This window comes from Moraxella sp. CTOTU47616, from assembly GCF_032017465.1.
GTDB lineage: Bacteria > Pseudomonadota > Gammaproteobacteria > Pseudomonadales > Moraxellaceae > Faucicola > Faucicola tetraodonis.
The window spans coordinates 37310-49048 of sequence record NZ_DALZPU010000007.1 but is presented as its reverse complement, the minus strand read 5'-3'; the positions used below and the strand labels follow the sequence as shown (position 1 = coordinate 49048).

At 46.1% G+C, this 11739-nt stretch carries 8 protein-coding genes; 2 read left to right on the top strand and 6 right to left on the bottom strand.

The features are described from left to right. Positions 1-10: 10 nt before the first annotated feature. On the bottom strand, positions 11-1993 hold the full coding sequence (locus tag RTS10_RS08720; protein ID WP_312540001.1) for a tetratricopeptide repeat protein: 1983 nt from the start codon (positions 1991-1993) through the stop codon (positions 11-13). Between the two features lie 558 nt (positions 1994-2551). Here RTS10_RS08720 and hemA point away from each other — a divergent pair. Continuing rightward, positions 2552-3910: a glutamyl-tRNA reductase gene (gene hemA / locus RTS10_RS08715; protein WP_312539999.1), complete on the top strand. Its 1359-nt coding sequence runs from the start codon at positions 2552-2554 to the stop codon at positions 3908-3910. 157 nt (positions 3911-4067) lie between these two features. Then, positions 4068-6746 (top strand): [protein-PII] uridylyltransferase, encoded by a 2679-nt coding sequence (glnD, locus tag RTS10_RS08710; RefSeq protein WP_312539997.1) that lies wholly within the window; start codon positions 4068-4070, stop codon positions 6744-6746. 85 nt (positions 6747-6831) lie between these two features. On the opposite strand, the gene RTS10_RS08705 is transcribed toward glnD, so the two are convergent. The 5 genes from RTS10_RS08705 to panB all read right to left on the bottom strand — a co-directional run bounded on the left by RTS10_RS08705 (position 6832) and on the right by panB (position 11572). Then, a complete protein-coding gene (locus tag RTS10_RS08705) occupies positions 6832-8064 on the bottom strand; it encodes a sugar transporter (RefSeq protein WP_312116002.1) in 1233 nt (410 codons plus the stop codon). 199 nt (positions 8065-8263) lie between these two features. Continuing rightward, the gene (yjgA, locus tag RTS10_RS08700; protein WP_065253902.1) at positions 8264-8773 is read right to left on the bottom strand and encodes a ribosome biogenesis factor YjgA; all 510 of its coding nucleotides are present in this window, start codon (positions 8771-8773) and stop codon (positions 8264-8266) included. A 51-nt stretch (positions 8774-8824) separates the two neighbouring features. Next, the gene (gene rapZ / locus RTS10_RS08695) at positions 8825-9700 is read right to left on the bottom strand and encodes an RNase adapter RapZ (protein WP_159375564.1); all 876 of its coding nucleotides are present in this window, start codon (positions 9698-9700) and stop codon (positions 8825-8827) included. A 2-nt stretch (positions 9701-9702) separates the two neighbouring features. Then, complete coding sequence (panC, locus tag RTS10_RS08690; protein ID WP_312539995.1) at positions 9703-10671, bottom strand: pantoate--beta-alanine ligase; 969 nt, start codon at positions 10669-10671, stop codon at positions 9703-9705. Between the two features lie 19 nt (positions 10672-10690). Continuing rightward, complete coding sequence (gene panB, locus RTS10_RS08685; protein ID WP_312539994.1) at positions 10691-11572, bottom strand: 3-methyl-2-oxobutanoate hydroxymethyltransferase; 882 nt, start codon at positions 11570-11572, stop codon at positions 10691-10693. Positions 11573-11739: the final 167 nt, after the last annotated feature.

The following is an 11739-nucleotide window of genomic DNA, read 5'->3' as shown; positions in this document are numbered from 1 at the left end:
TTAGACAGCGCTATTGTAGATTTTCGGGTTGATAACCGAGTTCATTGACCAAAATTTGGTTGATGCGAGCCGCTTCTTTTTGGTTGCCCAAATTTAAGTAAGCTTGTTGTAGCAGCAGGCCGCTAATCACATCGGGTACGATATCAAAATTATCTGATAACAGACTAATGACGATAGCGTTATCAGACTGATGCAGCGCTTGTTGCGACAATATTTGCCGCGCCTTTAAACCGACTTCTTTGTCATTGATTAATGCCGTCAGTAGGGCGGTCACCTCTTCATTATTTTGTTTTAAATTGACCAAGGTTTGCGCATATTCGAGTTGATAATCCACATTTGTCGGTGCAAGGCGAATCAACTCTTTTAACAGTCGCAGTTTACTGACGTCATCATCATCGGGCAGTAACAATACCTTGGCAAATAAAATATCGGTATTATTGGGTAAACTGGTTTGTGCGCTATTAAGTAAAGCTAACGCTTGCGCGGTTTGGTTATTTTTTTGCAAAATGTTGGCTTGCATGATGTAGCTTTGCGGTGCAAAACTGTCAAATTGTTCCCGTAATTTGATGCTACTGGCAATCGCTTCCTCAAAACGATTTTGCGAGATTAATAAATCAATCTGTTGCTGTCTGGCTTTGAGCACCAAGTCAGGTTGCATCACTTTGCCATAGTAGCCAATCGCATCATTGAGTAGGTTCTGGCGTTCGGCACTGACAGCCAAATAATAATTGGCTTGGTCCTTAAAGTTGGGGCTGGCAATCAACGCTTTGAGCAAGCGATCTGCTGCGGCGTATTTTTTTAAATCAATACCCACCAAAGCGGCCAGTAGTTTGATTTCTTCATCTGCCAAAAACTGCTGATTAGTACGGGCATTGAGCTGTTGCCAGACCTGCGCGCTTTTGCCTTGCTTTAGCATATAGCGAATTTGATAGACAAATAGCGCTTTATTGTCAGGCACGGTTTTACGCGCCTGCGCAATAAACACAATCACTTGATTACTGGGCGATAACGCTTGCAGAATATCTGCTTTTAACGTCAAAAAAGCCGGGCTTTTTGGGTTGGTTTTAAGCGCCCGATTAATCGCCACTAACGCGGCTTTGGGCTGTTGAAACTGTAGCAACAGACCTGCTTTCATGACCAGTAGTGAAGGGTTGTTTTTGATGTCTAATCGATTGAGCGTAGCAAGCAGTTCAGCTTGGTCACGGGTTTCGGTGGGATAAATCCCAATCAAAATCTGACTTAAATCAGCGTCAGGATCGTACTGTAAAATTTGATTGAGCTTTTCACCGGCTAATTCATACTCGTGCGCTTTGAGTGCCAAATGGGTCACATAAAAAATCGCCGGCACATGGTCAGGGTTTTGCTGCTGCCAAGCGTTGGCAAAAGCGAGCGACAACTGTGGCGGTTCATTTTGTAAAGATAAACCCAGTGCGCGTTCAAAGACGGGGGCAGCATCCGCTAAAAAAGACTGCTGCTTATAGGTCGCTAACGCCTGATCGATACGACCGCGATCTGCGGCAAACTCTGCCATCAAAATCGCATACAGGCTGGGCTGGGTGACGGCATTGGCAACATTTTTCTCTAGGCTAGTAGGTTGCAATATCGGCGGCGTAGGACGCGCCGTAGGTTTGGCAGCAGCTTTGTGGGTGCTGACCACAGCACTCGGCTTATTAACAGACTGACTAGCGGATGCAAAATTTGCCCCCGCACTAAAAACCGCTGGGCTAAACAATAAGCTCGCCAACGTGAGCGTAGTCGCGACTACATTTTTGCCTAAAGCAGTAAAATTAAATACATCAAGTGGTTTTAGGTTAGATTTCAGATTAGGCTTTAGTTTGACAAAGAGTTGATACGGTGTTGATAAATGCATCGGTAAATAAATCGATAAACAATAAGGCTTGACATATTTCGACGCAAAAAAGCGTGGATTGATGGTACAACCACGCATAGCACAACAAGCCGATGAAATAACCGCTGGAAACAACTTTCGCATTTAGCTCGCTTGGACAGTAACGTACCTAAAAATCACAGTCAGTATTACAATCAGTGACAAGTAAGATGTAACAAAATGTTCATGATAAAATTGAATTATACGGCTACGACGGGTTCAACTATGTAGAATTATGGTTAAATCGTATGGGTAAATAGCAACCAAACGAGCAGATGTGGCAGAGTTAAGTAAAAAAATACCATAATAGCTCGACTGACTGTTCAAAATTCTAGGCATGCTAGACATGTTAATGCGTTAAATTGTAATGCTTTAAAGCGTGGCTAAAGAATTTCCCTGAATCAAAAAAGCAGGATGTTTTTCATTTGTTATTAGCAATGGTATAATAATCCACTTTTCTACTTTACTTTTATTAAGTGGTTATTATTAAGTTGCTGTAGGTTTGTTGATATTGCCACTTTTCCCCCTGTGTTATCAAGCATGACAAATGTCGATAGGCTGATATGGGCTGGATGTCGCTTAGCTAGCACACTTAGCTAGCAAACTTGGGTTCACAAAAATCGGCTTTGATAAACGCGGTCATTTTTAAGGTCATTACGTTATATGCAGCTTCTGGTTATTGGGTTAAATCATAAAACAGCGCCAGTTGCCATGCGTGAGCAATTGGCGTTTGCTGCTGAAGATTTGCCGATTGCCCTAGATTCGCTCAAAGCGATCACCCAAGGCGCGGTGATTTTATCGACCTGCAACCGCACTGAAATCTATGCGCTAGCCCCCGAAGGACAGACCCTTACTAGTACGATGTCACAAGTGATTGAATGGCTAGCGGCTTTTAAAAACACGCCCATGCAAAAAATCGCGCCACACCTGTATCAATATCAAAATAACCATGCACTGCTACATTGGGTACGGGTAGCGTCTGGGCTAGACTCGATGATTTTGGGCGAGCCGCAGATTTTGGGACAAATCAAACAGGCGGTGCGCCAATCCCGTGCCAAAGAAGCTATCTCGAGTAAGCTTAGCTGGGTGATTCAGCAGGTATTTGCCGCCGCCAAACAAGTGCGTAACGAAACGCGGGTAGGCTCACAAGCGGTGTCGTTAGGCTTTGCCGCCGCCAAATTGGTGACCCAAATTTTTCAAAAACCTAGCAACAACACTTTGCTGGTGGTCGCGGCAGGTGAGATGAATCGGTTGGTTGCGACCAATATTGCAGGTTTAGGTGTCGGCAAAGTCATCATCTGTAATCGTAGTCCTGAGCGTGCCGCGCTGCTTGCCTCTGAGCTTGAAACGATTGTGCCGCAGATTGAGATTACCCCGCTTGATCAATTACCCAGCGTGTTGCCGCAAGCGGATATTGTAACCAGCTGTAGCGGTAGCTTATATACCTTGATTGATAAAACCATGGTGAAACAGGCGTTAAAACAGCGCCGTCATCAGCCCATGTTAATGATTGATTTGGCCGTGCCTCGCGATATTGACCCTACCGTCAGTGAGCTAGATGACGTGTATTTATACTCAATCGATGATTTACAACATGTGATTGCAGGCAACCTTGAACAGCGTCGCCAAGCTGCCGTAGAAGCAGAATTATTGGTGAGCCAAATCGTGGTGGCGATTGAGCGCAAATACTTGGTGCGCCAAGTGGGTCAGGATATTCAGCAGTACCGTGAGCAAGCCAAACACCATGCGGATATGATTTTAAGCCAATCCTTACAGCAGCTTGCCGATGGTCATGCAGCCGAAGCCGTGTTAACCGAACTGACCCGTAAACTCACCCAAACGTTAACCCATGCACCCTCTAAACTATTGCGAGAAACGGCCAGCGAACAGCCCGTAGAAACCGTCAATTTTGTCGCACAACATCTGACCCATGCCTTTCGCAAAGACAAATGCCCCTATCTCACCCATAACAACACCCTGCTTGATGACGAGCCAGCGTCACCGTCTTTTGACAATCAATAATTAACAAGCAATAATTTTCCTATTGCTGAGCTTTTAAGCCCAAGTTTTTAAGCGCAAGTTTTCGCTACAAGCGGCGGCTAGCTTTTTTGCATCAAATTTGTAATACTTAAAATTGCTCTGCTAACTCTGATAACAATGGCGTCGATTAGGATTTGCTATGTTTACTTGCCCACCGATACTACCGTATTTTACCCCACTGCCTGTGCTTAGCCTGCAAGGCGAAGCCAATCTTGGCATACCCGCTTGGTTAGCAGTAGTGGAAGCGGACTTGGATAAGGCGTTGGTATCTGGCACACCGATTCGCCAAGTCGTCATGGGGCGCTGCTGTGCGATTGATAGTATGATGGCAGCCTTATTTGAGTTGTATGAACTCGATCAAACCGATTTGACGCTGTTTGCCACAGGAGGGTATGGGCGTGGGGAGTTGCACCCGTTTTCGGATGTGGATTTATTGCTGTTAAGTCCAAACCCGATTGATGAAGCATTGAATCAAAAAATTTCGCCGTTCGTCGCCAAGCTTTGGGATATTGGGATTGATCCTGCTTTGGTGGTGCGCTCCGTTGAAGAATGCGATGAGGCTTGTCACGATGATATCACGGTAGCAACAAGTCTGTTAGAAGCACGAATTTTGGTAGGCAATGTTGCCCAAGCTGGGTTGCCGATGCAGCTACTCAATAAAAACTGGTCACAAACCAAGTTTTATGAGGCCAAAATGGCAGAAGCCAAAGAGCGCTATCTTAAACATAATTCGACGGAGTATAACCTAGAGCCTGACCTTAAAAACGCGCCTGGGGGCTTGCGAGATATTCATACTGTCGGCTGGATTAGTAAGCGCTATTTTCGCGTGACAAACTTGTTTGGACTGGTGCAGCAAGAATTTATTACCGAAAAAGAATTTGATGAGCTGCAAGAAGCAGAAGATTTTTTGTGGTTGATTCGCCATCATCTGCACAAAATTGCCAAACGCAATGAAAACCGTGTTTTATTTGACTATCAGCGCCTGATTGCTGAGCGCATCGGTTACCGTGACAATTCGCATCCCAATGCCGCAGTTGAGCAGTTTATGCGCGATTATTACCGCTATGCCATGTCAAACTCAACATTGTCTGAAATGCTCACCCAGCACTACTATGAAACGTTGATTGAGGCGCGTCTACCTGATGAACAGCGCCCGGTGAGAAAGGTGATTAATGAGCGCTTCAAACTGGTCGGTGATCGCATTGCGGTGACGCATACGCGGGTGTTTGCCCAACATCCGACCGCGATTTTAGAAATGTTTTTGTTGATGGGTCAGCAAAATATTCGCCATATTCGTACCCGCACGCTAAGGATTTTGAAAATCGCTGCACGCGGCATTGATGAGCATTTTCGCAATGATCCCGTCAATAAAGCTATGTTTATGGACAATCTCAAAGAGCAAAATCTGCTATTTTGGCGACTGCGAGTCATGAAACGTTATGGCGTGCTAGGTAGCTATTTGCCTGCTTTTGGGCAAATTACTGGGTTGATGCAATATGACTTATTCCACCGTTATACGGTGGATGCCCATATTTTGATGTTGATACGTATGTTGCACCGCTTTACCGATGACAATTATGTTGATACCTATCCGCTTGTCAGTGGTATCTACCGCCGTATTGACCGTAAAGAGATGCTGGTGTTGGCCGCGATTTTTCATGATATTGCCAAAGGTCGGGGCGGTGACCACAGTGAACTTGGTGAGCAAGATGCCATCAAGTTTTGCTTGTCCCATGGCTTGAGCCAAGCCGATGCCGAGCTTGTCGGCTGGTTGGTGTCTCAGCATTTATTGATGTCGATGACCGCGCAGAAAAAAGACATCTCTGACCCCGAAGTTGTCGCAGAATTTGCCGATAAAGTCGGAAATGTGACTTATTTGAATTATTTGTATGTGCTCACCGTTGCCGATATGAATGCCACCAACCCACAGCTTTGGAACAGTTGGCGCGCAACCTTGATGCGTCAACTATATACCCAAACCCGCCGTATCCTGCGGGCTGATATCGATGCGCCGATGAACCGCCAAGACATGATTGCCAGTAACAAGCAAAGTGCCCGTGATTTGCTAGCGGTTGATAATGGCTTGGCTGACATTGAAAGCCTGTGGGACGGGCTAGGGGAAGAGTATTTTTTGCGTGAAGTCCCAAGCGATATTGTTTGGCATTCCAAAGCCATCATGGCGCATGATGAGGTACAAAAACAACGCACAGAGAGCGAGCAACCCGAGCCGCTGATTATTTTGCGTGAACATCGTGAGTTGGCACTCGATGCTGTGCAAGTGTTTATCTATACCCATGACCAATCCAATTTATTTGCGGTGACCATGACCGTGTTTGACCAAATGGATTTGGACGTACTCGATGCGCGCGTCATCACCGCCTCGCGAGATTTTGCCCTAGATTCTTACGTACTGCTTGACCGACATGGCACACTGCTCACTGATACCGAGCGCCAAACTGAGCTCGTTGAGCGTCTAAAACAAGCCTTTATTAGCCCAACGCTGCCTGAGGTGGCGCAGCGACGCATGCCCAGACAGCTCAAGCATTTTCATGTGCCCACCAAAGTGTCTTTTAGTTTTAACCCGCAATCCAATCAGCATATGATGATTTTGGAAACCCTTGACCAGCCAGCCTTGCTTGCGCGTGTGGGGCAGGTGTTTTTGGCGCATGATATTGAAGTGCATTTTGCCCGCATTACCACATTGGGTGAGCGCGCCGAAGATATGTTCTTTATCACTGACCATGAAGACAAACCGCTATCGGATGAGCGACTAGAAAAACTCAAACAGGCATTGGTAGAAACGCTGAATGTCAGTTAACTTGTCAGTGGAAAAATTCGGTGGCAAGCAAGCCCAATCGTAAGCCTAAGTGCAAGCCCAATTACAAGTAAGCTACTGGGTTTGATTACTTTTGGTTGCGCGCCAAATACACCATTAGGCAAACCATGGCAATGAGCGCGATACCTGCCCCTACATAACCCACCATCGCCAGTCCTAGGCTGGCAATCACCAATCCACCGACGAACGCGCCGCCGCCGATACCGATGTTATAAATTCCTGAAAAAATTGACATCGCTACATCAGTGGCATTCGGCGCAAGCTGCAATACGCGTAGCTGCAAAGCAAGGCTAATCGCCGTAATTGCCAAGCCCCATAGCATCGCTAAGGCAAGCCATAAGATTGGCACATGGGGCAGCCAAGCGGATGCCAACAACGAAAACAGCAGCGTTGCCATCGCGCTAATCAAAAACGCCCGTGGAAAACGGTCATAAAAGTGCCCAAATAGCCAGCTCGCTAGCAACCCTGCCACCCCAAAACTCAGCAAAATCACCGTGGCAAATTGCTGACTAAACTGACTAATCGTCAGCATATAAGGCTCAATATAACTATATGCCGTAAAGTGTGCCGTCACACATAGCACAGTGAGTGTATAGACAGTGAGCAAGGGGATATTATTAAAAATACTGGGTAAACTTGCCGCTGAGCCGACATCTTTGCTCGGCAGTTTTGGTAAAATCCACCACACCATAATCATTGCCAACAGCGCAGCCGCGCCAATCGTACCAAACGTCATCCGCCACCCAAGCCACTGCCCAACCATCCGACCTAACGGCAGCCCAAGCACCGTCGCCAGCGCGCTACCCATCGACAGTAGCCCCAAGGCCTTGGTTTGACGATCTTTGGGCGCCACACGCACCACAAGGCTTGCGGTAATTGACCAAAACACCGCATGCGCTAGCGCAATCAATGCCCGTCCAACCAACAGCATGGCAAAACTTTGCGCCATCACCGACACCGCATGCCCCCCGATAAAGATAACAAATAATGCTATCAATAGCTTGCGCCGTTCGATACGGGCAGTGACAAGCATGGCAGGGAGCGACAAAATAGCCACAATCCAAGCATAGATGGTGATCATATGCCCCACCGTTTCTACCGGCATAGCAAAGCTATGACCAATGTCAGACAGCAGCGCAATTGGCACAAATTCGGTGGTATTAAAAATAAATGCCGAAATCGCCATGACAATCACGCGCCACTGGCGAATTTGGTTGGGATAGTTGGGATTGGACTGGGTGTGTTGACGTAACTGGTGAAAATGACTCATTGCGGACAGGATGGCTAAGGCTGATGGCATACCTTAGCGGCTCACTCTATAAAATAAAAGCAATTTTACGTTATTTTATGATGAAAATAACTTTGACAGTAAAAAATCGACTCATAGGGTATCGCGATAACCCAATGCAGAGCGGATAAATTACTCATACAGTCATCCGCTATACCCACTAGCCAAGCCACATAGGGATGAGGGGTTAGAAAACTGGCAGTCAATCTAACTATTTACCTTTGGACAAAATCGCCACTTGACGGATATAAGTGTGTAAATCAGCCACACTCTCTTCCATCAGTTCATCATCTTGGGTGTATTCGGCGTAGGCAATCCAAATCAGTAGCTGCTTGATGGTGTTGAATTCACTGTCAAAAAAGGTTTTGGTAAATTGTTTTAAGGTATTGTCATCTTGCAAATTTAGGCGCGTTTGCCAACTTTCAATTTTGGCTTGTTGCTCAGGGCTAAAGGTATGGCGAAATAAAAATTCGACAATCGCATGCGGTTCTTCTTCAGCCAGTAATTTGCCCAAACGCTTGATGTGACGTTTACGTGCTTCATGGCTGGTGATATCGGCAAGCTGCAGCAAGTCATCCAAAAAAAACTCACTGGCAGGGAGTGCCTTCATTTGTTTTTTTGACAAATTGGCAAGCGGCTCAGCCAGTCGCTGTAGGCGTTCATGGGCTTTTTTTAGTTCGGTACGGCTAACCGCCATATCCATTTCAGCAAAATTAATCATTTATCAATCTCAAAGTTATCAATCATCAGTACAAAGTTGATTCAAAACGTGCTACCAGCGATTTTTTTCACGGTGCTTGATACGTACTACCATCTCTTTGGGTAGCGACTGGGTCAGTGATTCGCCCAATTTCTCTGCGATATACACAGAGCGGTGTTTGCCCCCAGTACAGCCGATAGCGATGGTCACGGTATGGCGATTGTTGTGCAAAAAAGGCGGCAGCCATTTTTTAAAAAAAGCGATAATATCATTCGCCATGTCATCTACTTCGCTATAGTCATCAAAAAATGCTTTGACATCATCATCTAACCCTGTCTGGTTGCGCAGTTCAATCTTCCAATGGGGGTTTGGTAGGGTACGCACATCAAAAATAAAATCGGCATCAATCGGTGCCCCATATTTAAACCCAAAGGATAAAATATTGACGGTTACCGCATTATCCACGCCCAAATGATCGCGGATGACTTCTTTGAGTTGGTGGATATTAAGCAGGCTTGTGTCAATTTTGATATCAGCGCGGATGGCAATCGGCTCTAAAATATCGATTTCTTTTTTGATGGCATTGGGTAGATTACCCGACACCGCCATTAACGGATGCAGACGGCGCGTGGCATCAAACCGTGCCACCAGGACGCTTTCTTGGGCAGTCACATACAGTATTTTAATCGCCGGTTTGCTATAAGTCTCTATCAGCTTATGATAAACCTCGGCAAACCGCGATAAGTCCGCTTGTGGCGAGCGTACATCGATACCAATAGCGATTTTATAAATTTGGCTGTCATGTACAAGTTTATCAATGGCACTAGGGACTAGCGAAAGTGGCAAATTATCAATTGGATAATAGCCAAAGTCTTCCATAATATTGAGAACCGATGTCTTACCCGAGCCTGAACGTCCTGAAACAATGATAACTTGTAGCGTTGACATAGTTAATCCTTCACAGATGCGGTGGTAGGTTGTCGATTAAAATCACTAGCCGATTGCTGACCCAATTGCTGATTCAATTCCGGACTAAATTCCTGATTTAACTCCCGGCTAAACTCTAAATTATCTAAAAGCCGTGTTTTCTTGCCCAAAAAAGCGGCGGTCAAAATTACCAAGTCTTTATCAGTGGGCTTCGGCGGTTGTAATAAGCGATTTTTAACTTCCAAATAATCCACTTTAAAGCCTGAATCAGCCACCGTCACGCGATTTAACTTATCGATTGCGCCGGCAATAATTTTGTCAAAATCGGCAAAATTGGCAGTTGTTAACTCATTGGCAAGCTGTTGCAAGCTTTTTTGCAAGGTTGGGGCAAGTTGACGTTCTGCTTCGCTTAGGTATTGATTGCGAGACGATAATGCCAAACCGTCCTCAGCCCGCACGATATCTACCCCGACAATCTCAATCGGGAAATTTAGCTCAGCGACCAACTGGCGGATAATCGCAAGTTGTTGATAGTCTTTTTTGCCAAAAACAGCCATGTCAGGTTGGACGATATTAAACAGTTTACTGACCACCAAGCCGACACCATCAAAGTGGGTGGGGCGAGTGTTGGCACACAAGATTTTACTGATATCGCCTGACAGCACTTGCACGTTGTTAGGGTAGGTTGGGTACATTTCTTCCACGCTTGGGGCAAATACAAAATTTGCCCCCGCCTCGGTAAGTTTTGCCACATCGGCCTCTAGCGTGCGTGGGTAGGTATCAAAGTCTTCACCCACACCAAATTGGGTTGGGTTAACAAACACACTGACCACCACGATATCGGCAAGTTCCTTGGCTTTTTTGACGAGGGTCACGTGACCGCTGTGCAAATTGCCCATCGTGGGGACCAGCGCTATCTTTGGCGCGGCCGCTTGATGGCGTAAAGGTTTTAAGGTGTCACGTAATGCGCTGATGGTATGAAATACTTGCATTTTTTTGCCTTTATGATCACTAAAAACTATGGGCTGGCGTTGGGAACGTACGGTCTTTGACCGCTTTATGATAGGCTTTAAACGCTCCGGTGATATCTTTGGTTTCGTTATGCTCGTCGGTCAAAAAGTCTTTGACAAATTTCGCAGGTTTACGGGTATATACCCCAAGCATATCGTGCATGACCAGCACTTGACCATCACACTCCACGCCTGCGCCAATACCAATCACTGGCACGGGGAAAGTGTCACGCACTTTTTTGGCAAGCTCAGCAGGGACGCATTCGAGCAGTAAAATAGCTGCACCCGCCTCTACCACTGCTTGACAGTCAGCCATGAGTTTTTCCGCTTGGGCATCGGTTTTGCCTTGTACTTTGTAGCCACCAAACACATTCACGGATTGCGGCGTCAAGCCTAGATGCACACAGGTCGGCACGCCGTTGTTGGCAAGCACCGACACGATTTCGGCAAGCTCGGCACCGCCTTCGATTTTGACCACATGCGCACCGGCTTGCATCACCGCTTGGCTGGCATCGAGTGCGCGCTCAAGCGTGGCAACGCTCATAAAAGGTAAATCACATAAAATCAGTGCATGACTGTTGGCACGAGTCACGTTTTGGGTATGATACACCATGTCTGCGATGGTCACCGGCAAGGTTGAGGTTTGTCCTTGCACCACCATGCCAAGGCTATCGCCAATCAAAATCGTATCAATCGCTGCAACTTGCATAGCTGCTGCAAAACTGGCGTCATAACATGTCAAACACGAGAACGTCTCGCCATTGGCTTTGAGTTTGTTTAAGGTGGATAAGGTCACAGGTAATTTAGGCTTGGTCGTCGCTGCGGCAGATGTTGACTCAGTTGTTGAATCAGGGTTAGATTCTAGGTTGCTAACGTAGCTCATGCGGTTTCCTTTAAAAAAGCAAGGTTAAAAGAATCAAGGGTAAAAGAAGTAAAGCTAAAAGAAGCAAGGGCAAAAGAAACAGGCAAAACAAGAAATAGCGAAAACAAAAAACGTTACTTTATCAATGGTTTAATTTTTTGCGATTTCAAATCCATAGCACCAATAAT

Excerpts from the sequence above, each read along its gene's own strand:
- RTS10_RS08720 (WP_312540001.1), bottom strand. The coding sequence starts at position 1,993 with ATGCGAAAGTTGTTTCCAGCGGTTATTTCATCGGCTTGTTGTGCTATG.
- RTS10_RS08705 (WP_312116002.1), bottom strand. The coding sequence starts at position 8,064 with ATGCCATCAGCCTTAGCCATCCTGTCCGCAATGAGTCATTTTCACCAG.
- panC (WP_312539995.1), bottom strand. The coding sequence starts at position 10,671 with ATGCAAGTATTTCATACCATCAGCGCATTACGTGACACCTTAAAACCT.
- panB (WP_312539994.1), bottom strand. The coding sequence starts at position 11,572 with ATGAGCTACGTTAGCAACCTAGAATCTAACCCTGATTCAACAACTGAG.
- rapZ (WP_159375564.1), bottom strand. The coding sequence starts at position 9,700 with ATGTCAACGCTACAAGTTATCATTGTTTCAGGACGTTCAGGCTCGGGT.
- yjgA (WP_065253902.1), bottom strand. The coding sequence starts at position 8,773 with ATGATTAATTTTGCTGAAATGGATATGGCGGTTAGCCGTACCGAACTA.
- hemA (WP_312539999.1), top strand. The coding sequence starts at position 2,552 with ATGCAGCTTCTGGTTATTGGGTTAAATCATAAAACAGCGCCAGTTGCC.
- glnD (WP_312539997.1), top strand. The coding sequence starts at position 4,068 with ATGTTTACTTGCCCACCGATACTACCGTATTTTACCCCACTGCCTGTG.